The sequence below is a fragment of the Brevundimonas sp. LM2 genome, from assembly GCF_002002865.1.
In the GTDB taxonomy this organism is placed as follows: domain Bacteria; phylum Pseudomonadota; class Alphaproteobacteria; order Caulobacterales; family Caulobacteraceae; genus Brevundimonas.
This window is the reverse complement of the sequence record NZ_CP019508.1, coordinates 3,234,638-3,260,091: the sequence shown is the minus strand read 5'-3', so window position 1 is coordinate 3,260,091 and position 25,454 is coordinate 3,234,638. Positions and strand designations below refer to the sequence as shown.

Genomic DNA, 25,454 nt, shown 5'->3' with positions numbered 1-25,454 from the left:
TCGCGCGTTTACGACGTTGCCCCCGCAAACACAGTCTGGACCGAATGCCGTCTCTCGCCGCACCCGCACGTCTGTCTCTTCCGCCGGTCACCATGAGCCGGCCGGTCGCCCTGTTCCTCGATCTGGACGGCGTGCTCGCGCCGCTGGCCGAGACCCCGGACGCGGTGCTTTCTGATCCCCGTCGCACCCGGGCGGTGCAGGCGCTCGATCAGGCCCTAGCCGGTCGTCTGGCCGTCGTCAGCGGACGCACCCTCGTCGAGATCGATCGGATCGCGGGCGGAGCCGCTCCGGCCGCCGCCGGGGTTCACGGTCTGGTGCGCCGACGCCGCGATGGGTCGATCGTCGAAATCGAACCCTCGGCGGCGGTCATCGACGCCGTATCCGCGTTCAGGGACTTCGCCGCCGCGCACCCCGGCGTGGTCGTCGAGGACAAGACCGTCTCGGCCGGCCTGCACTATCGCGCAAAGCCCGGGGTGGAGGCCGAGGCCCTGGCCCTGGCCCATGCCCTCGCCGAACGGACCGGACTGGTGGCCCAGCCGGGCAAGCTGGTGGTCGAGCTGAAGACCCCCGGGGCCGACAAGGGGACCGCCGTCGCGGCCTTCATGGCCGAGCCGCCGTTCCTCGGGGCCATGCCGATCATGGTCGGCGACGACCTGACCGACGAGGCGGGCTTTCGCGCCGCCGAGGCCCTGGGCGGATTCGGTATTCTGGTCGGCGACCCGCGCGAGACGGCGGCCCGCCACGGCCTGCCGGACGTGGCCGACGTCCTGACCTGGCTCGAAGCCCTGGCCCTGGAGGGGCAAGCCGCATGACATCCCTGACCCCACCCCGTCCGTCGCTGGACCTCGCCCCGATCGGCAACTGCGCCATCTCCGCCCTGATCGACCGCCAGGGCTGCTTCGTCTGGGCCTGCGCGCCCCGCGTCGACGGCGACCCGGTCTTCTCCGCCCTGATGGACGGCGACGCACCCGAACACGGTTTCTGGGGCATCGAACTCGAGGACCTCGCGTCGGTCGAACAGGCCTATGTCCGCAACACGCCGGTGCTGCGGACCGTGCTAACGGCCGCGGACGGCGCCTCGGTCGAGATCATCGACTTCGCCCCCCGCCACGCCAAACACGCCCGCACCTACCGCCCCCTGGCCTTCGCCCGCATCGTGCGGCCGCTCGCGGGCACGCCGCGCATCCGCGTCCGTCTGCGACCGTCCGCCGACTGGGGCGGCCGGCGGGCCGAGGTGACGTCCGGTTCCAATCACATCCGTTATCTGTGCACGGACATCACCCTGCGGCTGACGACCGATTGCCCGGTGTCGCACGTGCTGGAGGAGCGGACCTTCCGGCTGGAGTCGCCGCTGCATTTCTTCCTCGGCCCGGACGAGGGCTACGATCAGGAGGTCGGCCCCGGCATCGGCGCGACGCTGGAACGGACCGTCGCCTATTGGCGCGACTGGGTCCGGACCCTCTACCTGCCGCTGGACTATCAGGACGCGGTCATCCGCGCGGCCATCACCCTGAAGCTGTGCGTCTATGAGGAGACCGGGGCCATCGTCGCGGCCATGACCACTTCGGTGCCGGAGTTCCCCGAAAGCGGCCGCAACTGGGACTACCGCTACTGCTGGGTCCGCGACGCCTATTATACCGTGCGCGCCCTGAACCGCCTGGGCGCGGTCGACATCCTCGAGAACTACCTCGTTTATCTGCGCAACCTGGTCGACCAGTCCGCCGGCGGCCACGTTCAGCCGGTCTACGGCGTGGGGCTGGAAGAGGATATCGACGAGCGCATCGTCACTTCCGTCGCCGGCTACCGCGGCATGGAACCGGTGCGCGTCGGCAACCAGGCGCGCGAGCACCTTCAGCACGACGTCTATGGCCAGATCGTCCTGCCCCTGGTCCAGAGCTTCTACGACAGCCGCCTGTTGCGCCCCGGCACGATCGACGACTTCTACTCGCTCGAGAAGGTCGGCGAGCGGGCATTCGCCATGCACGACCAGGTCGACGCGGGCCTGTGGGAGTTCCGCACGATTGCCCGCGTCCACACCTATTCCTCGGTGATGTGCTGGGCCGCCTGCGATCGTCTGGCCAAGGCGGCGGACAGGCTGGGTCTGCAAGACCGCGTGGCCGTCTGGACCGAGCGGGCCGCGATCATCCGTGCCCGGATCGAAGCCGAGGCCTTCATCCCCGAGGAGGGCCGTTTCGGGGCCAGCTTCGGCGGCCAGGAGCTGGACGCCTCCCTGCTGCAACTGGTGGATCTGGGCTTCCTCGACCCCGCCGATCCGCGCCAGGTGGCGACCTTCGATGCCATCGAGCGGGACCTGAAGAAGGGGCCCTACCTGTTCCGCTACGTCGAACCGGACGATTTCGGCGAGCCGGAAACCGCATTCAACTTTTGTACGTTCTGGTTCATCGAGGCCCTGCACCTGAACGGCAGGACCGAGGAAGCGCGCGAGATCTTCGATCAGATGCTGAGCCGTCGGACCCATGCCGGATTGTTGAGCGAGGACATTTCGCTCGGCGACGACGAACTGTGGGGCAACTACCCGCAGACCTATTCCCTGGTGGGCATCATCAACTGTGCGGTGCTGCTCAGCCGCTCCTGGACGGACGTGCGATGAGCCGCCTGATCGTCGTCTCCAACCGCGTCTCCGCCCCGGTCGATCCGGCGGCGGGCTCCGCCGGGGGCCTGGCCATGGCCCTGTCGGCCGCCCTGAAGAAATACGACGGCCTGTGGTTCGGCTGGTCCGGAGAAACGGTCGAGCATTTCACGGGCGACCTGAAATACGAGGACCGGGCCGGGGTGACCGTCGCCCTGGTCGATCTGGAAGCGCAGGATGTCGAGGAATACTACAACGGCTACGCCAACAAGACGCTGTGGCCGCTGTTCCATCATCGGGTCGATCTGACGGCGTACGAGCGGTCCTATGGCGAGGGCTATGAACGGGTCAATCGCCGCTTCGCCGAGGTCCTGGCCCCGCTGATCCAGCCGGACGACGTCCTGTGGATCCACGACTACCACCTGATCCCGATGGCGCGGGACCTGCGCCGCCTGGGGATCAAGAACCGGATCGGCTTCTTCCTGCACACGCCCTGGCCGGTGCGTCAGCTGCTGGTCACCCTGCCGCATCACCGGCGGCTGGTCGAAAGCCTGTTCGCCTACGACCTGATCGGCTTCCAGACCCAGGAATGGCTCGACCTGTTCCGCGACTATGTGATCTCCGAGGCGAGGGGAGAGCTGGCGGGCTACGGGGGGCTCGAGGCCTTCGGTCGTCGGGTTCGCGTCGGCGTCTTCCCCATCGGGATCGACGTGGAGGGCTTCATCGACGCCCGCAATTCGCGCGAGGGAACGCGCACCTATGACCGCATGGCGGCGTCGTCCGCCTTCCGCTCCATGATGGTCGGCGTCGACCGGCTCGACTACTCCAAGGGTCTGGAGGAACGCATGCTCGGCTACGAGCAGTTCCTGCACGACAACGCCGACATGCGGGGCGACGTCTTCCTGGTGCAGGTGACGCCGATCTCGCGTGACGACGTCGACACCTATCAGGACATCCGCGCCCGCCTCGACGCCCTGGCCGGACGGATCAACGGCGAATACGCCGACATGGACTGGCAGCCGATCCGCTATCTCAACCGCAGCTATCGCCGCGACCAGCTGGCCGGAATCTATCGCGCCGCCCGGGTCTGTCTGGTGACGCCGCTGCGCGACGGGATGAACCTGGTGGCCAAGGAGTTCGTGGCGGCCCAGAACCCGGACGATCCGGGTGTGCTGATCCTCTCCCGGTTCGCCGGGGCGGCCGAGCAGATGGGCGAGGCCCTGCTGGTCAATCCGTTCAGCCGCGAGGAGCTGTCCGACGCCATCCAGAAGGCCCTGACCATGCCGCTCGAGGAGCGTGTTCGGAAGTGGGAGTCCCTGATGCAGGTGGTCCGCGACACCGACGTCGGGATCTGGCGCGACGACTTCGTCGGCACCTTGAACGATGTCGAGATCACAGGCGATGACGCCGCCCCGTTCGATCATGATCGGGCCGACGCGGCGTAACCCGGATCAGGCGGCCTGCTGGCTGCCGAGGGCACCGTCGCGCCCCATCGCCCGCTGGTGCGCGGGCCGCGCCTGGATCCGCGTTAAATAGGCGTCGATCAGCGGACTGTCCGGCAGATGCTCGCGGCCCCACCCCAGGGACGCGCCGATCAGCACGTCGGCCACGGTGAACCGGTCGCCCATCAGCCAGGGTCCGACCCACAGGGCCTCCAGGATGCGGGCCATGGCCGCGTCATAGCGATCCCGCGCATGAGAATCCGCCTCGGTCGCCCCGGTGATCTTGCCCCACATCGCCGGCTCCATCTCGCCCGCCGCCCAGCAGATCCAGGTCAGCAGGGGACCCTGCTGCGGCGACGTCGGTTCAAAGCCCAGCCCGGCCTCCGGGTGCAGCCCGGTCAGATACAGGGCGACCGCAGCCGACTCCGTGATCAAGGCCCCGTTGTGGACCAGCGCGGGAACCTTGCCGTCGGGATGCGGATTCGTCGGATCGGCCGCCCCGGTGCCGTCCCTGCGGCGGATGTCGCAATACGCGATCCGGACGTCGGCCCCCAACTCCTCGACCAGCCAGACCAGACGCGACGAGCGCGACTGCGGCGCATGATACAGCGTCAGCATGATCTTTCCCTCCTCAGCCGACAACCGCGTCGGCCCGTGGAGATTGACTACCGCCACCCTGCTGCCAGCATGCTGTCAGCAGTCGCCCGGTAGGGAGCAGACATGAGACGCGCCGACCGCTTGTTCCAGATCGTCCAGCTGCTGCGCCGCAGTGCGCAGCCGGTCACGGCCGACGCCATCGCGACCGAGTTGGAGACCTCAAAGCGCAGCGTCTATCGCGACATCGCGGCCCTGATGGCCCAGCGTGTGCCGATCCGCGGCGAGGCGGGCATCGGCTACGTGCTCGAATCGGGCTTCGACATGCCGCCGCTGATGCTGACCTCGGACGAGATCGAGGCGGCGGTTCTGGGGGCCCAGTGGGTGGCGGGACGGGGCGACCCGGCCCTGGCCCGCGCCGCCCGCGACCTGATCGCCAAGATCGCCGCCACCGTGCCCGAACGGCTGCGGCCGGTGGTGCTGGAGCCGGCCCTGTCCAGCTTCGGCGGCTGGAAGGTGGTGCCGGACATTCTGGATATGGCCGCCATGCGCGGTGCCATCCATGCCGCGCGCAAGGTGTCTCTGCACTACCGCGACGAACGCGAGGCCGAGACCCGGCGCATCGTCTGGCCTTTTCAGGTCGCCTATCTCGACACCACGCGGCTCGTCGTCGCCTGGTGCGAGACCCGCGACGACTTCCGCATGTTCCGGACCGATCGGGTGCTGACCGCCGAGGTGCTGGACGACCGCTACCCGGCCCGCCCCGCCGCCCTGCGCGCCCGCTGGCGGGCGCACCTGCGGACCCGGTACGGCGCGCTGGATCAGTAGATCTCGAACAGGCCCGCAGCCCCCATTCCGCCGCCGACGCACATGGTGACGACCCCGTACTTGGCCCCGCGCCGCTTGCCCTCGATCAGGACGTGGCCGGTCATCCGGGCCCCCGACATGCCGTAGGGGTGGCCGATCGAGATGGCCCCGCCCGACACGTTCAGCCGGTCCATGGGAATGCCCAGGGTGTCGGCGCAGTACAGAACCTGAACCGCGAAGGCCTCGTTCAGCTCCCAGATGCCGATGTCGTCGACGGTCAGGCCGTGGCGCTTCAACAGCTTGGGCACGGCATAGACCGGGCCGATGCCCATCTCGTCCGGCTCGCAGCCCGCCACGGCCATGCCGCGATAGGCTCCCAGCGGGGTCAGATTGCGCTTCACCGCCTCGCCCGCCTCCATGACCACCGAAGCAGAGGCCCCGTCGGATAGCTGGGAGGCGTTGCCGGCGGTGATGAACGCGCCCTGCTGGATCTCCTCGCCGCCGCCGAACACCGGCTTCAGACCCTTCAGCCCCTCCAGCGTCGTCTCGGGCCGGTTCCCTTCGTCCTTCGACAGCGTGACCTCTTTCGACGACGTCTGCCCTGTGGCCTTGTCCGCCACCAGCATGGTCGTGGTCATCGGCACGATCTCGGCGTCCAGCCGCCCGTCCGCCTGGGCCTGGGCCGTGCGCTGCTGAGACTGCAGGGCGTATTCGTCCTGGCGGTCGCGCGAAATCCCGTAGCGGCGCGACACCACCTCGGCCGTCTCCAGCATCGACATATAGATGTGCGGGGCGAGCTTCAGCAGCGCCTCGTCCTTCATCCGGTACAGGTTCATATGCTGGTTCTGGACCAGGGAGATCGACTCCAGCCCGCCGCCGACCGCCATCTTCTGCTGGTCGAAGATCACCTGTTTCGCGGCCGTGGCGATGCCCATCAGGCCGGAGGCGCACTGGCGGTCGATCGTCATTCCGGGGACGGAGGAGGGCAGGCCAGCCGCGAGCACGATCTGGCGCGCCACATTGGTGCCGGTCCCGCCCTGCTGCAGCGCCGCGCCCAGGACCACATCCTCGATCTCGGCCGGATCGACGCCCGCCCGCGCCACGGCATGCTTCACCGCATGGGCGCCCAGTTGCTGGGGGGCGGTGTCGTTGAAGGCCCCGCGATAGGCGCGGCCGATCGGGGTGCGGGCGGTGGAAACGATGACGGCTTCACGCATGGCGGGCTTCCTTGTTCTGGGGCGCTATCGCTCGGTGGGCGGTGCCTCTTGGCTTCAGCGCGGTTTCCTCTGGACGAACGCTAGGCGCTTGCCGTTGGGGCAAGGCAAGGCCCGCGGCGTCGATACACTCGCGGGCGGGCGGGCCGCCGCCCTCAGCCCTGCGCCTTCTGCGCCTTCATCAGCTCGATCATGCCCTGGGCCGCGCCCATGTCCGGGACGATCTCGTCGGCGCGGTCGGAAATCGCGTCGAAGCGCGCCGCCACCTGTTCCGGCGCATCGGGTCCGACGACGCGGATGCCTTGGGTCAGGGTCACATAGGCCCGCTCGAACCCGCCGGCCCCGGCGCCTAGGATGCAGCGCGTCGGCGCCTCCTCGCTGACGAGATATAGGAGCCCGGGCGACACCAGGTCCGGCCCCAGGGCCTCCAGCGGCAAGGCTGCCCCCAGGTCCTCCGTCATTCGGGTGTGGGCGGTCGGGGCCAAGCAGTTGACCCGGATGTCGTTCTTCGCCCCCTCGATCGCCAGGGTCTGCATCAGCCCCACCAGCGCCATCTTGGCGGCCCCGTAGTTGGCCTGGCCGAAGTTTCCGTACAGGCCCGACGACGAAGTGGTCATCACGATCCGGCCATAGTTGCGGGCGCGCATCCCGTCCCAGACCGCCTTGGTGCAGTTCACCGCGCCCATCAGATGGACGTCGACGACGAAGCGGAAGTCCTCTATCTCCATCTTGGCGAACGACCTGTCGCGCAGCACCCCGGCATTGTTCACCAGGATGTCGATCGCGCCCCAGCGTTCGGTCGCCTCGGCCACCATCTGGCTGACCGCGGCGAAATCCGTGACCGACGCGCCGTTCGCCAGGGCCTCTCCGCCCAGGGCCTCGATTTCGGCGACGACGGCCTCGGCCGCGCTTTGCGACGATCCCGATCCGTCTCTGGTGACCCCCAGGTCGTTGACGACCACCTTCGCCCCCCGGGCGGCCAGGGCCAGGGCATGCGCGCGTCCCAGCCCGCCGCCCGCGCCCGTGACGAGCGCCACTCGGCCGTCGAACCGGATCGTCATGGGGTGTCTCCTTGATGCAGCCAGGGCTGATAACAGCCACTGCGGTTTCGCCAAGTGGCGCCCATGTGTTGAAACGGCGCCACAGTTGCCCAAATGCGGACTCGGAAGCGGAACCGCGCCGCAATGGTGCCGTTCGGCTATCCGAGTGCCACCTGTAGGGGTGGCTCTACGGCAATCAACGATATGAGGACGGATATGAAGATTAAACTTCTCGCCAGCGTCGCAGCGATGGGGCTGATGGCCGCCGGTGCTGCTTCGGCTGAGCCGGACGGCTGGTACGGCGCGGTTGACGCGGGCTACCACTTCGCCCAGGGCCAGTATAACGTCGAGGCGGCCGGCAACGGCGTCAACTGGCAGATCGACGCCAACGACGGCTGGGCCGCGTTCGCGCGTCTGGGCTACCGGTTCAACCCGAACTGGCGCGTCGAGCTCGAGGGCGGCTACCGCTCGGGCGACGTCGGCACGATCCGTCACTCGACCGGCACGGTTCCGTCGGGCGTGTGTAACTTCACCCCGGCCACGGGAGCCTGCTTCTCGCCGGAAGGCGACGTCGAATCCACCACGCTGATGGCCAATGTCATCTATGACATCGGCGGCGAGTACTGGGGCGTGCGTCCGTTCGTCGGTCTCGGCGTCGGCGTGAACCGCGTCAACACCGACTTCACCGGCACCATCCGCGGTCAGCGCGGCGTGTCGATCGTGGCCGACGACTCCTCGACCAAGTTCGCGGCCCAGGCCCTGGCCGGCCTGAGCTATGCGGTCGGCGACCGCGCCAACATCGACCTGACCTATCGCTATCTGACGGGTGAGTTCGAGTTCGACACGACCACGTCGTCGGCCCTGGCGGTCAACAACTACGGCACGTTCGAAGGCGACTACGACGACAGCCACACCGTGACCCTGGGCCTGCGCTATGCGTTCGGCGCCGACGAAGCGCCGATGGCTCCTCCGCCCCCGCCGCCCCCGCCGCCCGCCGCCGCCCCGCCCCCGCCGCCGCCGCCGCCCCCGGCCCCGCGCCCGACCGCGCGTGAGTTCGTGGTGTATTTCGACTGGGATCGTTCGGACCTGACGGCCGAAGCCCGTTCGGTGGTGACGCAGGCCGCCACCTACGCCAAGTCGGGTCAACCGACGCGCGTTCTGGTCGTCGGTTACGCCGATACGTCCGGCTCGGCCGCCTACAACGTGGGTCTGTCGAACCGTCGTGCCCGCACCGTGGCCGACGCCCTGGTGTCCAACGGCGTCAACGGCGGCGTGATCGCCCTCGACGGCAAGGGTGAGACCAACCTGGCCCGTCCGACCGCCGACGGCGTGCGCGAGCCCCTGAACCGTCGCGCCACCATCGGCATCAACTTCTAGGACGGTTCCGCCCGGTTCGCCGGGCGACCCGTTCGCCGATGACGCGACACGACCTGACCGCCGGTTCCCGAAAGGGGGCCGGCGGTTTTGTTTGGCCCCGCCCCCTGTCTCCCCCGGGCGGATGGCCCCGGGCCTGTGGCCCGGATCACCCGGGATGCGCGAAAACCCGCCCGTCGCCTCCGCTTTTCTGGACAAGCCGGTTGATCCCGGTCGCGCGGGCGCTGTCCGGTCGATACCCCCCTCCTTAGCCGCCCACGGTCCGGCCGGAGCCCGACGGGTGGCCGAGAGCCATTTTCCTCGACGCCTTCTGGGCCGAACCCGCAACCCCGACCTGTCTACCGCTCCCGCTCGACGCCATCGCCGGACGCGGGCCAAGGCGAGACGGAGCCCCTTGTATCCGGGCCGGTCATTCCGACGTATCTGTCTGGCGCGCCGTGCCGTCGCGCCTCCGTCGGAGTGATTGATGTCCATCCTGTCCCGCTGCGCTCTGGTCGCCGCCGTCGCGCTGGGGGCCTGCTCCCCCGGCGAGCCGGCTGGGGCCACCCCGCCGCCGGTTGTTCAGTCCGGTCCCGACAGCGGCCGTCGCGAGGTCGCCCTGTTCGCCGGCGGCTGTTTCTGGTCGGTCGAGGCCAATTTCGAGGCCATGCCGGGTGTGGTGGCGGCCGTCTCGGGGTTCGCGGGCGGCACGGTCGCCAACCCTTCCTACGAGCGGGTGGTGCGCGGCGGCACCGGCCATCTCGAGGCCGTCCAGGTCACCTACGATCCGGCGCGGATCAGCTATCGCCAGCTGGTCGACCGGTTCTGGCGAACCATTGATCCGACCGATCCCGACGGCCAGTTCTGCGACCAGGGCGAGAGCTATGCCACGGCGGTCTTCGCCACGCCGGCCCAGGCCCCGATCGCCCGGGCCTCGCGCGCCGCCGCCGCCGCCGCTGTGATCGGAGCCGACCGGTTCACCACCCCCGTGCGCGCGGCCGCCCGGTTCTGGCCGGCCGAGGCCTATCATCAGGACTTCGCCCGGCTGAACCCGGTCCGCTATGGGGGCTACACCCGATTCTGCGGTCGCGCGGCCCGCCTCCGGGCCGTGTGGGGGCGCTGAGCGCGGCAAACCGCCTCACTGTTGCCATCGTGTCACCCCCCGTCGTCGTCACACGTCTGTCATATCACTGTCGCTGAGGCATTGCGGCTCGCGCCTTAAAGCGGGCGGGATTGAGACGGGCCGGTGTCCCGTCGCCCCGGGCGCGTGCCCCTCACTGTGGGAAACAGACAATGACGAACCGCTCTCGAGCGATCTGGGCCGGCACGGCCCTCGTGACATCGCTGGCGATGTCGACGGCCGTTTACGCTCAGGAAACGACGTCGGCCGTGCGCGGCACCGTCGTGGCCAACGAGGTGCCGGTGGCCGGCAGCCAGGTCACCCTGACCCACCTTCCCTCGGGCACGACGCTTTCGACCGTGACCGACGGTGCCGGCGTGTTCACCGCGCGCGGCCTGCGTCCGGGCGGACCCTACCGGATCGAGGCGACCACGGACGCCGGGATCGCCGTCCTCGAGGACGTCAGCCTCCAGGTCGCCGAGACCACGCCCCTGACCATCTCGGTCGGCGGTTCCACCCTTGACGACGTCGTCGTCGTCGGCGTGCGCGACGTCACCGCCGACAACACCGGCGTGACCTCGGTGCTCGACCGCGCCGGCGTGCAGAGCGTCGTCTCGGTCAACCGCGACATCCGCGACCTGGCCCGCCGCAACATCCTGGTCTCGCAGAACACGCGTGGCGACGGCGGCATCTCCATCGCCGGCTCGAACCCCCGCACGAACCGCATCACCATCGACGGCACCCAGGCCCAGGACGATTTCGGCCTGAACACGGGCGGCACGCCGACCCGTCGCGGCCCGGTCTCGCTGGACGCGATCGAACAGTTCAGCGTCAGCGCCGTTCCGGTCGACGTCGAGAACGGCGACTTCTCCGGCGGTGCCCTCGACGTGGTCCTCCGCTCGGGCGGCAACGACTTCCACGGCTCGGCCTTCGTCAACTATCTGAACGACGGCCTGGTGGGTGACAGCATCCGCGGGCAGGACATTCCCACCGCGATCACCCAGACCAACTACGGCTTCTTCGTCTCGGGTCCGCTGTGGCAAGACCGGCTGTTCTTCGCCAGCTCCTACGAGCTGTACGAAACGGCCGACCAGACGTCGACCGGCCCGACCGGCGGCGGCTTCGCCAACTCGATCCGCGGCATCACCCAGCAGGACCTCGACGGGTTCGTGAGCCAGTTCAACTCGGTCTACGCCAGCGAGTTCGACATCGGCGGCATCACCCGCACCAAGCCGATCACGGACGAGAAATACACCGGCAAGCTCGACTGGAACATCACCGACAGCCAGCGCCTGTCTCTGACCTACCGTCACGCCGAATCCTCGCTGATCCAGCGCACCAACCTCGGCACGACTTCCGCCGGCTTCGACTCGCAATGGTATCTGACGGGCGAGGACGACACCGCCTATGCCGCCGAGCTGAACTCGCAGTGGACCGACAACTTCTCCACCCAGCTGCGCGTCACCTATCGTGAATACGAGCGCCTGCAGGATCCGCCGTCGGGCCAGGAGTTCGCCGACATCACGGTCTGCTCGGACGCGACCCGCACCCTGACCTCGGGCGTGATTACGGGCTGTGGCTCGAACTCGGTGTTCCGCTTCGGCCCCGACCAGTTCCGCCACGCCAACTTCCTGGCCACGGACAACCTGCAGATTCAGGCCAAGGGCGAGTACGCGCTCGGCGACAACCTGTTCAAGTTCGGCTACCAGAGCCAGAAGGTCTCGGTCTTCAACCTGTTCGTGGCCAACAGCGACGGCACCTACTACTTCGACTCCCGCGCCGATTTCGCCGCCGGCCAAGCCAGCCGCCTGGTCTATTCCAACGCCATCACGGGCGACGCGAACGACGCCGCAGCGGACTTCGAATACACCCTGCATTCGGTCTTCTCGCAGGACACGCTGCAGCTGTTCGACAACCTCAGCCTGCAGGCGGGCGTGCGCTTCGACTGGTACAAGAGCGACGACAAGCCGGCTTTCAACCAGAACTTCGTCAACCGGGTCGGCTTCTCCAACCAGCAGACCTATGACGGCATCAGCCTTCTGATGCCCCGCGCCTCGTTCAAGTGGGACGCGACGGACTGGCTGAGCTTCAACGGTGGTCTGGGCCTGTTCTCGGGCGGTCTGCCGGATGTGATCCTGTCGAACTCGTTCAGCAACACCGGTGTCCTGACCTCGGGCATCCAGATCGAGCGCAACCCGGACGGCACGTTCACCGAAACGACCGGAGTCGCCGGCTTTACGCAAGCGATCGGGGCGGCCGCTCTGAATATCAATGTGGCCGATCCGCGCTTCGGCTACGACCTTCCGACGGCCGTTCAGACGCTTCAGGGCGGTGCCGTCGCGGCCCCGACGTCGGAGGTGAACGCGCTCGCGCCGAACTTCGAACTGCCGTCCGACTGGAAATACTTCCTGACCACAACGATCGAACTGCCGGAAGGCTGGTCGCATCTGGGAAGCTTCGGCGACCGCGCGCTCGACAACTGGCGCGTGAACCTGGACCTGGTCGTCACCCAAGTGAACAAGGGGCTTTCTTTCCGCGACTTCCGCGCCAAGCCCCTGCTGGTCAACGGTGTGCAGCAATACACTCCCGACGGCCGTATCCGTTACGACGGGATCCTGCGCGGAAGCACGGCCCCCACGGCGACCGCGGCCGATAGGGCGACCGCAGGGCGTTTTGCGACGTCCGGCATCAACTCCACCAACCCGGGATCGAACCGCGACATCGTCGCCTTCAACACCGACGAGGGTGAAAGCTACACCTTCGGCATCAGCGCCGAGCGCAGCTTCTTCGACGGCGACCTGGACCTGCTGGTCGGCTATGCCCGCTCCAATATCGAGGATCGCGTCTCGGGCGCGCGCTTCGGCTCCACCGCCAGCTCGCTCTATGGCACCGGTGCCTCGCGCCTCGACCCGAACGAAGAAGCCTACGGCACGGCCTTCGAACAGATCTCGAACCGCTACAAGGCCGAGGTGAACTACACGCACGACTTCATCGACGGCCTGGAGACCCGGCTCAACCTGTTCGGCGAGATCCGCGACGGGCGCCCGAGCAGCTTCACGATGAGCGATACGGCGGCGTCGCGCAGCCCGACCTTCGGCGTGAACCGCGGCAGCCAGCTGCTGTACGTGCCGGACTTCGCCAACGATGCGAACCCGAACGATCTGACGGTCGGCTTCGTGACCTTCGCCGACGCCGCCACCCGCGACCGTTTCCGCAGCCTGGTGGACACCTTCGGCCTCGAATACGGCAAGATCGCCGAGAAGGGCGAAGGCTCCGACGACCAGCCGGAAACCTACCAGATCGATCTGCAGTTCAGCCAGGAACTGCCGGCGTTCTGGCTGCCCGGCCGGTTCCGCTTCGTCGCCGACGTCCAGAACCTCGCCAACCTGCTGAACGACGAGTGGGGCATCGTCGAGGAGTACGGCGACTCGCTGAACCTCATCAACGCCCAGTGCTCGGATGCTAACGGCCAAGTCGCTCCGACGGGCACCCCGGTCTGCACCGGCTATCGCTACAGCAACGCCAGCACCACCGCCGACACGAAAACCCGTGACAACAACGGCAAGTCGTTCTGGGCCGTTCAGCTGGGCCTGCGCTACGAGTTCTAAAAACCGGGTCGCATCCTCGCGATCACAACGACAGGGAGGCGGTCCGGCGACGGGCCGCCTCCTTTCGTTTGAGCCCCGGCTGTTGAACCGGGGGGCAGGGATGGCTATCTGGCCCGCCTGCCCGTCGTCTTCGGGTCCGCCGTTCGTCTGAAAGGGCGCCAGCCATCATGACCCTGTCCCCGATCCCCGCCGAATGGTCGCCGCACCGGGCGATGTGGGTCGGCTGGCCCAGCCATGCGGAGCTGTGGGAAGACAATCTGGAACCGGCCCAGGCCGAGGTGGAGGCCCTGGTGCGGGCCCTGGCCGGTCCGGGCCGCGAACAGGTCAAGCTGCTGGTCGGCAAGGCCGAGGCGCTGGACGATGCGCGCGCGCGGTTCGACGGCGTCCGGGGGGGCGAGGTGATCGACGGCCGCTTCGGCGACATCTGGCTGCGCGACACCGGGCCGATCTTCGGAGCCGGGTCAGAGACGGCGGCCGCCTTTCGCTTCAACGGCTGGGGCGGCAAATATGCGCTGCAGCATGACGACACGGTCGCGGACCAGATCGGGGAGGCCTCCGGCACGCCCCTGACCCGCCACGGCTTCGTGCTGGAGGGCGGGGCGGTGGATCACGACGGTCAGGGCACGATCCTGACCACGCGCCAGTGCGTGCTGAATCCCAACCGCAACCCGCATTGGACCGAGGCCTCGGCCGAGGCCGCCCTGACCGAGGCGCTCGGCGCGAAAAAGGTGCTGTGGCTGGGCGACGGCCTGCTGAACGACCACACCGACGGTCACGTCGACAACCTGGCCCGCTTCGTCGCGCCCGGCGTGGTGGCCTGCCCGGTGGCCTGGGGCCGGGGCGATCCGAACGACGACGTCTATGACGCCGTGGCCCGCGCCCTGTCGGAGATGACCGACGCGACCGGCGCGCCCCTGAAGGTCCTGCGCCTGCCGTCGCCCGGGTTCGTCGGCGACGAGGACGACCGGCCCATTCCGGCCAGCCACATGAATTTCCTGATCGCCAACGGGGCGGTCATCGTCCCGACCTACGGCGACGACCGCGCCGCCCGCCTGGCCTGCGAAGGTCTGGCCACGGTCTTCCCGGACCGCGAGATCATCGCCCTGCCATCGCTCGCCATCCTGTCGGGCGGCGGTTCCTTCCACTGCATCACCCAGCAGGAGCCCGCCTGATGGCCCGCCCAGAGCCGAGAACTGTCTCCGTCGCCGCCCTCCAGACGTCCTACGGCGAGGACATGCCGGCGAACATCGCGCGCACGGCCGACCTGGTGCGCGAGGCCGCAGGGAAGGGGGCCCAGGTCATCCTGCCGTCCGAGCTGTTCCAGGGCCCCTATTTCTGCGTCTCGCAGGAGGAGAAATGGTTCGGCACCGCCTATCCGTGGCGCGAGCACCCCGCCGTCATCGCCATGGCGGAGGTGGCCAAGGACCTCGGCGTCGCCATCCCCGTCTCGATCTTCGAGCGCGAGGGGCCGCACTATTTCAACTCCATCGTCATGCTGGACGCGGACGGCTCGGCGATGGGAGTCTATCGCAAGAGCCACATTCCCGACGGCCCCGGCTATCAGGAGAAATACTATTTCCGGCTCGGGGACACGGGCTTCAAGGTCTGGAACACCCGCTTCGGCCGGATCGGCGTCGGCATCTGCTGGGACCAGTGGTACCCCGAGACCGCCCGCGCCATGATGCTGATGGGGGCCGAGATCCTGATGTATCCGACCGCCATCGGCTCGGAACCCCACGACAAGGAGCTGGACACCGCCGAGCCGTGGCGGCGCGCGATGCAGGGTCATGCCGTGTCCAACGTCGTGCCCGTCGTCGGCTCCAACCGCACCGGCCATGAACAGGTGACCGACGCGGGTCAGGTCTTCTACGGTTCGTCCTTCATCGCCGATCATCGGGGCGACCTGGTCGAGAGCTTCGGCCGGGACGAGGAGGGGGCCTTGGTCCACACCTTCGACCTCGACTACGTCGACCGCCACCGCGCCGCCTGGGGCTTCTTCCGCGACCGCCGCACCGACCTGTACGGGGCTCTGGCCGCGCCTCGGCCGGTCTAGCCCACGGTCTAGAAGAGCCGCCAGCCGCGGCGGACGACGTTGGCGCCGACGACATTGCGGTCGGCCCGGTCGAGGTCGTCCACGCTGGATCCGAAGGGCCAGCCCCGGTCGGCTCCGCAATAGCGCCGGCGGCCCTCGCGCGACCCGACCACGACCGTATTGGGCCACACCCAGCGCGCGCCGGTGAAGGTGTTGCCGGCGATGACATTGTCCGACGGCGTCTGGTGCCGGATCACGGCGTCCTCGCCGCAGTTCCGGTACAGAAAGACCCCGCCCCGCCCACCCAGGGCGAAGCGGTTCTGCTCGATCCGGTTGCGCGCCGACCCGTCGACCGCGATCTGCTCGCGCCCTGTGCGGATGTCGAACGCCACCCGGCGGATCACGGCCCCGGCGCTTTCGGCGTCCAGATAGACGGCTGTGGAGACCGACCGGCCGGTGACCCGGCTGTCTTCGAACACTAGATCCGTGACCCCGGGCCCGACATAGAGCGGGATCGAGCCAGTCGCGATCAGGGTAAGGTTCGTCAGCCGCACGCGCGTCGGGGCGGCGGCCTGGGCGTTCGACGTATGGGCGGGGGTGCGGGACGAGGCGCGCAGGGGCTCGAGATCCCCGCCCGCCCCCATGCCGCGCACCCGGATATTGCCGTGGACCACGCACCCGCGAAGGGTCACGTCGCTGGGCCGACTCCAGCCCGTCGGAGTGTGGCGCGACTGGATCAGGACGGTGGGAGCCTGGACACTGGAGGCCAGGCCTGGCCGACCAACTAGCGCGCCGTTGCAATCGAGCCCCGCCCCGGACGCCTCGGCTCCCTCGAAGACGATCCGTCGGGTGACCGCCTGCTGCGGCGCGAGGACGGCGCGACAGCTCAGGACGATCGGGGCGGGGTCGATGGCCGTCAGGGCCGCGATTTCGGCCGAAGAACAGAGGCGAGCGTCAATGGCGGGGGCAGGGGGCGCCTCCACGTCAGACCCGCCGGCCCGTCACCCGCCCGCGCTCCAGCTGACCTGGACCGAGGTCCCACCCTCTTCCAGCGGAGAGGCCACGACCTGCAGACTGGTCCCGACCCCGGCCTTGGCCGCGCCGTACGACCGGGCCTCCCCCATGTTCATCGCCATCACCGACGACAGGCCGGCGGCTTCGGCGTGGGTGCGGTAGAAGGTGACGATGGTTTCGGGAGCGGCATCCGTCCGGAAGGTCACCAGACCTCCTGAGCCGACGGCATCCGATGCGATCGTCGGCGGGGCCTCGATCTCGCCTCCGGGATAGAGCACGGCGAAGGCCGGGGCACCGGGCACGATCAGGCTCCCGGCCTCGGGTCCTGCGTTTGAGGGTCCGCCGACCGTCTGGCTTGACGCGGCCGCGCCGGGAGCCCGGGCGGCCGGGGTCTCGCCTCCGACCTCGACCTTGTCGGACGCCCTGTCGCACGCCGCCAATCCGGTTGCGCCCGCCATCAGTGCGGCCGCCACTATACGCATCATTCCGGATCGTCCTGAAAAGACTGGGTTGTTCGACTACCGTGGCCTATCGGCGCGGCGACAGCAAGGCGATCAGCCGGTCGCGGCGTCGGCCTCGGGGTCGCGCTTGCCTTCGGCCGGATCGGCCGCCTCGTCGGGGCCGACGCCGGTGTTGGCGATCGGATCGGGATCGACGCCGGATCCCGACTGCGGATCCGCCTCGGAGCGACCTTCATCGGCCATGACGCGATCCACCTCGACCTGGGCCGGGTCGGCGTCGGAGCCGGAGGCGGCCCCGCCTTGCAGCGAGCCCGCCCGGGTGTCCGAGCCCATGCCGCTGCCCGAGACGGCGTCGATCAGGGCATCCTGCATCCTTCCGTGATCCGGGCGTTCGCCCACGCCGTCGGCTTCCTGGGATTCGCGATTGTCGTCGGTCGGGTCGGTCATGGGCGCTCCTTGCGATCTCCCTTGAAAGCCTGCCGGGCGACGTCGTTCCGCAAGGCCCGGCGCAACGACAAAGGGCCGCGATCGCTCGCGGCCCTCCGTCTCATCTCAGGCCGGCGCTCAGGCCTGTTTGTCGAACAGCTTGGCCCATCGGCGCTTGTCGCGGTTCTTCCAGGCTCCGCGGTGATAGGCGTCCGAGCCGATCAGCGGCACGACCGTGGTGGCCTCGGCGAACACCATCTGCTCGTGGGTGGTCTGGACCTTGCCCCAGGAGGCGGCCTCCTTCAGCGTCGAGGACGAGCAGGCCCCGTCGCGGACGTCGGCGACCGTGATCTGGACCGCATAGCGGTGCATCTCGGCCTCGATGCCCAGGATCTCGGCGCAGACCACGGTGTCCTGCGCGAAATTCTTGGGCACGCCGCCGCCGACCATGAACAGGCCGGTGACGCCCGCCGCGATCTTGATGTCGGTCAGCTCGCGGAAGTCGGCGACCGCGTCGATCATCAGATAGGGCTGGCCCGCCGCGATCCGCTCTTTCTGGTGCTTGACCAGGCCGAAGCCGGCCGAGGAGTCGACGAAGGCCGGGCAGAAGATCGGCACGCCCTCCTCATAGGCGGTCTGGATCAGCGAGCCGGGCTTCTTGGCGTTCCCTTCGGACAGCCACTTGCCCATTTCCCAGATGAATTCGCGGCTGGAATAGGCGCGCGGCTCCAGGGCGTTGCAGATCTCCAGGATCGTGTGATCGCAGTTCTGGAGCTCTTCCTCGTCGATATAGGTGTCGTAGATCCGGTCGATGTAGTTGTCGCGCAGGACGTTGTCGTCGACCTCGCCGGCGGCCTGGTAGTGTTTGAAGCCCAGGGCCTCGAAGAAATCCATGTCGACGATAGAGGCGCCGGTGGCCACGATCGCGTCGACCATGCCGAACTTCACCATGTCGCGGTACACGTGCATGCAGCCGCCGGCCGAGGTCGAGCCGGCCAGGATCAGCCACGGCGAGCAGTCCTTGTCCTCGATGGCCATGGAGAAGATGTCGGCGGCGCGGGCCGTGTCGCGCGACGAGAAGCTCATCTTGCGCATGGCGTCGACGATCGGCCGGGCGTCGAAGGACGTGATGTCGATGTGCTCGACGACGTTCTGGAGCAGCTGAGCCTTGGTGTTGGTCTGAACGGGAGCGTTCATTGCAAGGGTTTCCCTTTGGTTTGAGCGCCCGTCGTCAAAAGAAGCAGCGGCCCGGACGGAGCGACGGGCCGCTGCTGATTAGAATGCACCAACCCTAGAAAGGGTCTGTGACGGTTTAGCCCAAGCCCCTAACGACGCGCCTTCTTGCGCTGGCCGGCCTTGCCCTTGGGGCGCGACAGGCGAACGACCTTGCGCGCCTGCTCTTCCGCCGTGGTGCGCACGGTCGGGATGGAGCGGGGGGCCAGACCATAGAGCGAGGCCATCGGGGCGTCCTCGACCACGGCGAGATCATGCTCGCCATAGCCGTTGAAGCCGGTCGACATGGCCACGCCATAGGCGCCCAGCATGCCGATCTCGATGAAGTCGCCCTCACGGATGTCGGCCGGCAGCCAGAACGGACCCGGCATGTGATCGATCGAATCGCAGGTCGGTCCGTAGAACTGGAACGGCTTCAGATCGCTCGACGCATCCCCGTCCCGCACCAGCTTGGTCGGGAAGGGCCAGCGCGAATGGGTCGCGTCGAACAGAGAGCCATAGGACCCGTCGTTCAGATACAGGGCGTCGCCCTTGCGCAGATCGACGCGCGCCAGGATCGAGGACGACTCGGCAACCAGCGCCCGGCCGGGCTCGCACCACAGCTCGGTCGTTTCCGACACGGGCATCTCGTTGAACCCGCGATGGATCGCGTCGGCGTATTCGCTCATGTCCGGCGGCACCATGCCGGGATAGACCGAGGGGAAGCCGCCGCCGATGTCGACGATGTCCACGATCACGCCGGCGCGGGTGATGGCGCGACCGACCTGGGCCATGGCGGCCTGATAGGCGGTCGGACGCATGCACTGCGAACCCACGTGGAAGCACACCCCCATCAGCCCGTCCACCACCGCCCGGCGCGTGGCCAGCAGCAGGGACGAAGCCTGGTCGGCCGGAACGCCGAACTTGCCCGACAGCGAATAGGCCGCGCCGTCGGCCGAGACCGCCATGCGCACGAGCAGGTTCAGATCCGTGGCGCCGCCAGTGGCGTCGAGGATCTTCTGCAGCTCGTCCTCGCAATCGAGCGAGAAGGTGCGGACACCGTGATCGAAATAGGCCTTGGTGATCGCCGACCGGCTCTTGACCGGGTGCATGAAGGCCAGGCGCACGTCGGTGCTGACCGAGCGAACCAGCTCGATCTCCGCCAGAGATGCGACGTCGAACCCGGTGACGCCCGCCTCGACCAGGGTCTCGACGACCCAGCGCGACGGATTGGCCTTCACCGCATAGAAGACGTCAGCCTTTAGATTGTCCTGGAACCAGCGCGCCGCTACGGAAACCGAACGCGGCCGCACGAGTGCGACTGGACGTTCAGGGGACCGCTCGCGGACCAGGTCCAGGGGAAAATGATACGTGCGCAATTCACGTAAACCCCTGTGATTGTTAAACCTAGCCGGCGTTAGCAGCGCAAACGTTAGACCTACGGGGTCCGCCGGAAGCAGCGCATGTAGGGTCACGTGACTGTCATGTAAAGAGGTTTTTTTGTGTTCGGACTCGCTGAACGCTTCGCTGCTCCGGACCCGGATCGTGTTTGATTTGAGCGTCGCATCGTCTGCCGCCCCGCCACGCTGGACGCCGCCTCCGCCCGCGTGGCATTAAGACTGGCCGGACGCCCAAGCGGACTTCGGCGCCTGTTCCACAGCCGCCGTCAGCGAGTTCATGACTTCATCCGCCGTCAGCCCTGCGCCCGGCCTTGTTCTGGTCCGCGACGTGTCCAAGACCTTCGGAGCCCGCAAGGCGCTGAACGGCGTCAGCGTCTCCGTCGACGCCGGCGAGATGGTCGCCCTGATCGGTCCGTCGGGGTCGGGCAAGTCCACCCTTCTGCGCTCGATCACCGGTCTGCAGACCATCGACGCCGGGTCCGGCCAGATCGACGTCTTCGGCGTCTGCGTGCAGAAGAACGGCCGCACCACCGGCGCGGTCCGCGCGGCGCGGCAGAAGCTGGGCATGATCTTTCAGCAGTTCAATCTGGTCGGCCGACTCAGCCTGTTCTCCAACGTCATGCTGGGCGCGCTCGGGCGGCTGCCGGCCTGGCGCGGCATGCTGGGGGCCTGGCCCAGTGCCGACAGGACCACGGCCATGGCGGCCCTGCACCGCGTCGGCGTCTCCGACTATGCGGCCCAGCGCGCCAACACCCTGTCCGGCGGGCAGCAGCAGCGGGGCGCCATCGCCCGCGCCCTGGTCCAGGGCGCGCAGGGCATCCTGGCCGACGAGCCGGTCGCCTCGCTGGATCCCGTTTCGGCGCGCAAGGTCATGGAGCTTCTGGTCGAGCTGAACCGGCGCGACGGCCTGGGCGTCATCGTCACCCTGCACCAGGTCGACTATGCGATCCGCTATTGCGATCGGGTCATCGCCCTGAAGGCCGGCCAGGTCGTCTACGACGGCCCCTCCACCGGCCTCGACACCCCCACCCTCATCGACATCTACGGTCCCGAGTTCGAGGACGCATTCTGGGAAACCAAGGCATGATCCGTCTGCACGCGCCCGCCGGTCGCCCAACCTTCGCCGGCCGCACCCGCCGCTTCGCCGTGGGAGCCGCCATCGCCGCCGCCACCCTGGCCCTGTCCGCCTGCGGCAACGGCGACGACGCCAAGACCGGCGGTGCCCCGACCGAGATCGATTTCGCCATCCTCTCGGCCGAGAGCCAGGCCTCGGCCGGTCCGCTGTGGCAGCCGCTGCTGGACGACATGTCCAAGGCCATCGGCGTGCCGGTGAAGCCCTTCTTCGGGTCGAACTACACCGTCCTGGTCGAGGCCATGAAGGGCGGGCAGGTTCAGGTCGCCTGGCTGTCCGCCAAGCCCTCGGTCGAGGCCATCGACCGCGCTCAGGCCGAGGTCATCGCCCGCACGGTCAACCGCGAAGGCGCCGACAGCTATCGATCGACTCTGGTCGTCAAGGCGGGGTCGGGCATCACCCTGGACCAGGTCCTGGCCTGCGGAAAACGCTTCGACTTCGGCATCGGCGACGCCCAGTCGACCTCTGGGACGCTCGCGCCCATGGCCTTCCTGTTCAACGCCCAGCAGCCGCCGATCGACCCGGCCCAGTGCTTCAAGACGGTCCGTTCGGCCAACCATCAGGCCAATGCCTTCGCCGTGGCCACCGGCGTGGTCGACGTCGCCACCTCCAACACCGTCAACACCGTCTTCCTGCTGCGCGAGAACCCGCAGATCGCGGCCCAGATCCAGGAGATCTGGCAGTCCCCGCCCATCCCGGAGTCGGGCATCGTCCTGCGTTCGGACCTGGATCCCGCCATCAAGGAGAAGGTCCGCAGCTTCTTCCTGACCTATGGCCAGGGCGAGGGGGCCGAGGCCGACCGCCAGCGCCAGGTCCTGGCCGGACTGGAGTATTCCCAGTTCCGCGCGGCCGATAACAGCTATCTGAACCCGGTCCGCGAGATGGTCGCCGACCAGCAGCTGTCGGAGGCGCGCGCCGAGGGCGACGCGGCCGGCGTCGCCGCGGCCGAGGCCGAGCTGCAGCGCCTGCGGTCGCTGCGCGAGGTCCAGCCTTGAGCGCGGGCGCGCTCGACACCATCCCGGCGGCCCCGACGAAATCGTTCGGAGCCTGGGTGCTCGATCTGCTGGTCTGGGGCGGCGTCGCGGCCGTCCTGATCTACAGCATCGGCGACGTCGATCTGGAGAACCTGAGCAATCTGTTCAGCAATTCCGCCAACACCCAGGTCTTCGCGGCCCAGCTCCTGGACCCCGACTTCAGCGACTGGCGGCTGTTCGTCGAGAAGATGTGGGAGACGGTCCAGATCGCCCTGTGGGGCACCTTCCTGGCCGTCTTCGCGGCGGTGCCGATGGGTCTGGCCGCCGCGCGCAACGTGTCTCCGGCCTGGGTGGTCACGCCGATCCGCCTGCTGATGAACCTGCTGCGCTCCATTCCCGACCTGGTGATCGGCCTGCTGTTCGTCGTGGCCGTTGGCCTGGGGCCGCTGCCGGGCGTGCTGGCCATCGCCCTGAACACCTCCGGTGTCCTAGCCAAGCTGTTTTCCGAGGCCGTCGAGTCGATCGACAAGGGGCCGGTCGAAGGCGTGCGCGCCACCGGGGCCCTGGGCCTGCACGAGATCGTCTGGGGCATCATCCCCCAGGTCGCGCCCCTGTGGACCTCCTTCGCCCTCTATCGCTTCGAGTCCAACAGCCGTTCGGCCACCGTCCTGGGCCTGATCGGGGCCGGTGGCATCGGTCAGGTGCTGTTCGACCGGATGAACGGTTTCGGCTATCGCGACGTGTCGGCCATCGTCATCGTGGTGGTGGTCGCCGTGACCCTGATCGACATGCTGTCACAGGCCATGCGCAAACGTCTGCTTTAAGCGTCGCAGAATCGCCTTTTCGAAAGCTCCTTCATGTCGTCCACCCTGCATCGCCGACTGTTCGTCGCCGGAACCGCCACGATGGCGTTGATCGTCGCCGCCTGCGGCCAGGGCGGCCAACAGCGGACGGGCATCTGGGCCGCCGGCTCGTCCACGGTCTTTCCATTTTCGACGCGCGTGGCCGAGAATTTCGGACGCAACAATCCGAACGGGTCCCCGCCCCGCGTCGAGTCCCTGGGCACCGGCGGGGGGATCCAGGCCTTCTGTCAGGGCGTCGGGCCCTCCACGCCGGACATCGCCAACGCATCGCGCCGCATGAAGGGGTCGGAGTTCGACCTCTGCGCCAGCAACGGCGTCACCGACATCATCGAGATCAAGATCGGCTATGACGGCCTGGTCGTGGCCACGTCCCGCACCGGGGCGGACTTCGTGCTGCAGGGCAGCGACCTGTATCTGGCCCTCGCCAAGGAGGTGCCCGGCCCCAACGGCACCTTCATTCCGAACCCGCACCGCACCTGGGACCAGGTGCGGGCCGGCCTGCCGCCCGCGCGGATCCAGGTCTATGGCCCGCCGCCGACCTCGGGCACCCGCGATTCCTGGGTCGAGCTGGCCATGACGCCCGCCGCCGAGGCCGTTCCCCAGGTCGCTGCCCTGGCCGAGAGCGATGAAGACCGGTTCGAGGCCATCGCCCATACGCTGCGCGAGGACGGGGCCTGGGTCGACTCGGGCGAGAACGACAACGCCATCGTTCAGACCCTCACCCGCACCCCGGGTTCGGTCGGCGTGTTCGGCTATTCCTTCCTCGAGGAGAACATCGGCCAGGTGAAGCCGGCGCTCGTCAACGGCGTCTCGCCGACGCTGGAGACCATCGCCTCGGGTGAGTATCCGATCTCCCGCTCCATGTTCATCTACGTCAAGAAGGCCCACATCGGCGTGATCCCGGGGCTTCAGGAGTTCCTGGTCGAGTTCACCTCGGAGGCCGCGACCGGCCGGGGCGGCTATCTGCAGGACCGGGGCATGGTGCCCCTGCCCACGGATGAACGGATGGCGCAGCGTTCAGTGGCGACGAACCTGACCGTGATGACCCGTCCCGAATAGGGCTCGGTTCCCGGCCCGATCAGGCCGCCGCGCGCCTGCGCACGCGGGCAATGCGTCGTAGACGCCGCCAGAACCGGCCGCGCTCCGGCTCCGGATACGGCTCCAGGTTCTCCACGAACTGTTCGGCCGAGGCGCGCCAGCTGAAGGTCTCGGCATAGGCCCGGACCACCGTGCGGTCGCACTCCAGCGCCTTCAGACAGGCGACCTTCAGATCGTCGTCGATGGCCCCGGCGTTCGATCCCGGGATCAGGTCGATCGGCCCGTGGGCCGGATAGGCCGCGACCGGCGTGCCCGTGGCCATGGCCTCCAGGATCACCAGGCCGAAGGTGTCGGTCCAGCTGGGGAAGACGAAGACGTCGGCGTCGCGGAAACACCGCGCCAGCTCCTCGCCGAACCGCGCCCCCAGGAACTTGGCCTGCGGATAGCGGGCCTCCAGATCGGCCCGGGCCGGACCGTCGCCGACGATGATCTTGGTGCCTGGCAGGTCGGTCTCCAGGAAGGCTTCGATATTCTTCTCGACCGCCACCCGGCCGACGTTCAGCCAGAACGGCCGCGGCCAGGCCTTGCCTCCCAGACCGTCGAAGATTCGCTCCAGATCGGGCCGGAACTGTTCGGTGTCGACGCCCCGGGTCCAGGGCGAGATGTTCTTGAACCCGTGTTCTTCCAGCTCGGCCTTCAGCGTCGGCGTGGCCACCATCAGCCGTCCCGACGGCTTGTGGAACCACTTCATATAGGCGTAGCCGACCTGCACCGGGACCGGGAACCGCGCCGAGATATATTCCGGGAATTTCGTATGATAGCTGGTCGTGAAGGGCAGTTTCCACTCGACGCAGATGCGCCGCGTGGCGATGCCGATCGGGCCTTCGGTGGCGATGTGGACCGCCTCCGGCTCGATCGCCCGCAGCCGCTCGCGAATCTCTTCTTCGGCACCCAGGGCCAGGCGGATTTCCGGATAGGTGGGAGCCGGGATGGTGCGGAACTGGCTGGGCTCGATGACCTCGACCTCGTGACCCATGGCGCGGCACTCAGCCACGGTGCGGGTCAGGGTGCGGACGACGCCGTTGACCTGGGGCTCCCAGGCGTCAGTGGCCAGAACGATACGCATGGGGCGGG

At 68.3% G+C, this 25,454-nt stretch carries 22 protein-coding genes; 13 read left to right on the top strand and 9 right to left on the bottom strand.

What is annotated here, in order from left to right; genetic code table 11:
- Positions 1-44: 44 nt before the first annotated feature.
- Genes otsB through BZG35_RS16085 form a run of 3 tightly spaced genes read left to right on the top strand, consistent with a single transcriptional unit; the run spans position 45 to position 4,035 of the window.
- Complete coding sequence (gene otsB / locus BZG35_RS16095; protein WP_077357203.1) at positions 45-812, top strand: trehalose-phosphatase; 768 nt, start codon at positions 45-47, stop codon at positions 810-812.
- Complete coding sequence (locus BZG35_RS16090) at positions 809-2,611, top strand: glycoside hydrolase family 15 protein (RefSeq protein WP_077357201.1); 1,803 nt, start codon at positions 809-811, stop codon at positions 2,609-2,611. Before otsB ends, BZG35_RS16090 begins: the two co-directional genes overlap by 4 nt.
- Positions 2,608-4,035: a trehalose-6-phosphate synthase gene (locus BZG35_RS16085; RefSeq protein WP_077357199.1), complete on the top strand. Its 1,428-nt coding sequence runs from the start codon at positions 2,608-2,610 to the stop codon at positions 4,033-4,035. Before BZG35_RS16090 ends, BZG35_RS16085 begins: the two co-directional genes overlap by 4 nt.
- 6 nt (positions 4,036-4,041) lie before the next feature.
- Here the strand turns inward: BZG35_RS16085 and BZG35_RS16080 are convergent, their stop codons facing one another.
- A complete protein-coding gene (locus BZG35_RS16080; protein ID WP_077357197.1) occupies positions 4,042-4,650 on the bottom strand; it encodes a glutathione S-transferase family protein in 609 nt (202 codons plus the stop codon).
- Between the two features lie 102 nt (positions 4,651-4,752).
- Between BZG35_RS16080 and BZG35_RS16075 the strand changes: the two genes are divergently transcribed.
- Positions 4,753-5,454, top strand: a complete 702-nt coding sequence (locus BZG35_RS16075; RefSeq protein WP_077357195.1) for a YafY family protein — start codon at positions 4,753-4,755, stop codon at positions 5,452-5,454.
- Here BZG35_RS16075 and BZG35_RS16070 read toward each other — a convergent pair.
- Both BZG35_RS16070 and BZG35_RS16065 read right to left on the bottom strand, forming a co-directional pair.
- Positions 5,448-6,650 carry an acetyl-CoA C-acyltransferase gene (locus BZG35_RS16070; RefSeq protein ID WP_077357193.1) on the bottom strand — a complete coding sequence of 401 codons (1,203 nt, stop codon included), beginning with the start codon at positions 6,648-6,650 and terminating at the stop codon, positions 5,448-5,450. The genes BZG35_RS16075 and BZG35_RS16070 overlap by 7 nt on opposite strands.
- A gap of 152 nt (positions 6,651-6,802) precedes the next feature.
- On the bottom strand, positions 6,803-7,708 hold the full coding sequence (locus tag BZG35_RS16065) for an SDR family NAD(P)-dependent oxidoreductase (RefSeq protein ID WP_077357191.1): 906 nt from the start codon (positions 7,706-7,708) through the stop codon (positions 6,803-6,805).
- Positions 7,709-7,903: 195 nt separating this feature from the next.
- On the opposite strand from BZG35_RS16065, the gene BZG35_RS16060 reads away from it, so the two are divergent.
- The 5 genes from BZG35_RS16060 (at position 7,904) to aguB (ending at position 15,821) form a co-directional block, all read left to right on the top strand.
- Entirely contained in the window at positions 7,904-9,064 is a 1,161-nt protein-coding gene (locus BZG35_RS16060; protein ID WP_077357189.1) for an OmpA family protein, read from the top strand.
- 463 nt (positions 9,065-9,527) lie between these two features.
- Positions 9,528-10,163 carry a peptide-methionine (S)-S-oxide reductase MsrA gene (msrA, locus tag BZG35_RS16055; protein WP_077357187.1) on the top strand — a complete coding sequence of 212 codons (636 nt, stop codon included), beginning with the start codon at positions 9,528-9,530 and terminating at the stop codon, positions 10,161-10,163.
- 170 nt (positions 10,164-10,333) lie between these two features.
- A complete protein-coding gene (locus BZG35_RS16050; protein ID WP_077357185.1) occupies positions 10,334-13,768 on the top strand; it encodes a TonB-dependent receptor in 3,435 nt (1,144 codons plus the stop codon).
- A gap of 167 nt (positions 13,769-13,935) precedes the next feature.
- Positions 13,936-14,940 (top strand): agmatine deiminase family protein, encoded by a 1,005-nt coding sequence (locus BZG35_RS16045; protein ID WP_077357183.1) that lies wholly within the window; start codon positions 13,936-13,938, stop codon positions 14,938-14,940.
- The gene (aguB, locus tag BZG35_RS16040; RefSeq protein ID WP_077357181.1) at positions 14,940-15,821 is read left to right on the top strand and encodes an N-carbamoylputrescine amidase; all 882 of its coding nucleotides are present in this window, start codon (positions 14,940-14,942) and stop codon (positions 15,819-15,821) included. Before BZG35_RS16045 ends, aguB begins: the two co-directional genes overlap by 1 nt.
- Before the next feature lie 8 nt (positions 15,822-15,829).
- Here aguB and BZG35_RS16035 read toward each other — a convergent pair whose 3' ends face one another.
- The 5 genes from BZG35_RS16035 to BZG35_RS16015 all read right to left on the bottom strand — a co-directional run bounded on the left by BZG35_RS16035 (position 15,830) and on the right by BZG35_RS16015 (position 20,292).
- Positions 15,830-16,783: a right-handed parallel beta-helix repeat-containing protein gene (locus BZG35_RS16035; RefSeq protein WP_077357179.1), complete on the bottom strand. Its 954-nt coding sequence runs from the start codon at positions 16,781-16,783 to the stop codon at positions 15,830-15,832.
- 18 nt (positions 16,784-16,801) lie between these two features.
- On the bottom strand, positions 16,802-17,296 hold the full coding sequence (locus tag BZG35_RS16030) for a hypothetical protein (protein WP_253189203.1): 495 nt from the start codon (positions 17,294-17,296) through the stop codon (positions 16,802-16,804).
- Between the two features lie 72 nt (positions 17,297-17,368).
- Positions 17,369-17,722, bottom strand: a complete 354-nt coding sequence (locus BZG35_RS16025) for a ribonuclease (RefSeq protein ID WP_216351860.1) — start codon at positions 17,720-17,722, stop codon at positions 17,369-17,371.
- Between the two features lie 117 nt (positions 17,723-17,839).
- Positions 17,840-18,898 carry a deoxyhypusine synthase gene (locus BZG35_RS16020; RefSeq protein WP_077357176.1) on the bottom strand — a complete coding sequence of 353 codons (1,059 nt, stop codon included), beginning with the start codon at positions 18,896-18,898 and terminating at the stop codon, positions 17,840-17,842.
- A gap of 128 nt (positions 18,899-19,026) precedes the next feature.
- Positions 19,027-20,292 (bottom strand): type III PLP-dependent enzyme, encoded by a 1,266-nt coding sequence (locus tag BZG35_RS16015; protein WP_077357174.1) that lies wholly within the window; start codon positions 20,290-20,292, stop codon positions 19,027-19,029.
- Between the two features lie 298 nt (positions 20,293-20,590).
- Here BZG35_RS16015 and phnC point away from each other — a divergent pair, with 298 nt between their 5' ends.
- The 4 genes from phnC to BZG35_RS15995 are packed head-to-tail and all read left to right on the top strand — an operon-like array spanning position 20,591 to position 24,341.
- Positions 20,591-21,400, top strand: a complete 810-nt coding sequence (gene phnC / locus BZG35_RS16010) for a phosphonate ABC transporter ATP-binding protein (RefSeq protein ID WP_077357172.1) — start codon at positions 20,591-20,593, stop codon at positions 21,398-21,400.
- On the top strand, positions 21,397-22,440 hold the full coding sequence (gene phnD, locus BZG35_RS16005; protein WP_077357170.1) for a phosphate/phosphite/phosphonate ABC transporter substrate-binding protein: 1,044 nt from the start codon (positions 21,397-21,399) through the stop codon (positions 22,438-22,440). The genes phnC and phnD overlap by 4 nt, the downstream gene beginning before the upstream one ends.
- On the top strand, positions 22,437-23,243 hold the full coding sequence (gene phnE / locus BZG35_RS16000; RefSeq protein ID WP_077357168.1) for a phosphonate ABC transporter, permease protein PhnE: 807 nt from the start codon (positions 22,437-22,439) through the stop codon (positions 23,241-23,243). Before phnD ends, phnE begins: the two co-directional genes overlap by 4 nt.
- A 33-nt stretch (positions 23,244-23,276) precedes the next feature.
- A complete protein-coding gene (locus tag BZG35_RS15995; protein ID WP_077357166.1) occupies positions 23,277-24,341 on the top strand; it encodes a substrate-binding domain-containing protein in 1,065 nt (354 codons plus the stop codon).
- Positions 24,342-24,360: 19 nt separating this feature from the next.
- On the opposite strand, the gene BZG35_RS15990 is transcribed toward BZG35_RS15995, so the two are convergent.
- Positions 24,361-25,446: a glycosyltransferase family 1 protein gene (locus tag BZG35_RS15990; protein ID WP_077357164.1), complete on the bottom strand. Its 1,086-nt coding sequence runs from the start codon at positions 25,444-25,446 to the stop codon at positions 24,361-24,363.
- Positions 25,447-25,454 lie beyond the last annotated feature (8 nt).

Coding starts and splice junctions, on each gene's coding strand:
- otsB (WP_077357203.1), top strand. CDS start 45: ATGCCGTCTCTCGCCGCACCCGCACGTCTGTCTCTTCCGCCGGTCACC.
- BZG35_RS16090 (WP_077357201.1), top strand. CDS start 809: ATGACATCCCTGACCCCACCCCGTCCGTCGCTGGACCTCGCCCCGATC.
- BZG35_RS16085 (WP_077357199.1), top strand. CDS start 2,608: ATGAGCCGCCTGATCGTCGTCTCCAACCGCGTCTCCGCCCCGGTCGAT.
- BZG35_RS16080 (WP_077357197.1), bottom strand. CDS start 4,650: ATGCTGACGCTGTATCATGCGCCGCAGTCGCGCTCGTCGCGTCTGGTC.
- BZG35_RS16075 (WP_077357195.1), top strand. CDS start 4,753: ATGAGACGCGCCGACCGCTTGTTCCAGATCGTCCAGCTGCTGCGCCGC.
- BZG35_RS16070 (WP_077357193.1), bottom strand. CDS start 6,650: ATGCGTGAAGCCGTCATCGTTTCCACCGCCCGCACCCCGATCGGCCGC.
- BZG35_RS16065 (WP_077357191.1), bottom strand. CDS start 7,708: ATGACGATCCGGTTCGACGGCCGAGTGGCGCTCGTCACGGGCGCGGGC.
- BZG35_RS16060 (WP_077357189.1), top strand. CDS start 7,904: ATGAAGATTAAACTTCTCGCCAGCGTCGCAGCGATGGGGCTGATGGCC.
- msrA (WP_077357187.1), top strand. CDS start 9,528: ATGTCCATCCTGTCCCGCTGCGCTCTGGTCGCCGCCGTCGCGCTGGGG.
- BZG35_RS16050 (WP_077357185.1), top strand. CDS start 10,334: ATGACGAACCGCTCTCGAGCGATCTGGGCCGGCACGGCCCTCGTGACA.
- BZG35_RS16045 (WP_077357183.1), top strand. CDS start 13,936: ATGACCCTGTCCCCGATCCCCGCCGAATGGTCGCCGCACCGGGCGATG.
- aguB (WP_077357181.1), top strand. CDS start 14,940: ATGGCCCGCCCAGAGCCGAGAACTGTCTCCGTCGCCGCCCTCCAGACG.
- BZG35_RS16030 (WP_253189203.1), bottom strand. CDS start 17,296: ATGCGTATAGTGGCGGCCGCACTGATGGCGGGCGCAACCGGATTGGCG.
- BZG35_RS16025 (WP_216351860.1), bottom strand. CDS start 17,722: ATGACCGACCCGACCGACGACAATCGCGAATCCCAGGAAGCCGACGGC.
- BZG35_RS16020 (WP_077357176.1), bottom strand. CDS start 18,898: ATGAACGCTCCCGTTCAGACCAACACCAAGGCTCAGCTGCTCCAGAAC.
- phnC (WP_077357172.1), top strand. CDS start 20,591: ATGACTTCATCCGCCGTCAGCCCTGCGCCCGGCCTTGTTCTGGTCCGC.
- phnD (WP_077357170.1), top strand. CDS start 21,397: ATGATCCGTCTGCACGCGCCCGCCGGTCGCCCAACCTTCGCCGGCCGC.
- BZG35_RS15995 (WP_077357166.1), top strand. CDS start 23,277: ATGTCGTCCACCCTGCATCGCCGACTGTTCGTCGCCGGAACCGCCACG.
- BZG35_RS15990 (WP_077357164.1), bottom strand. CDS start 25,446: ATGCGTATCGTTCTGGCCACTGACGCCTGGGAGCCCCAGGTCAACGGC.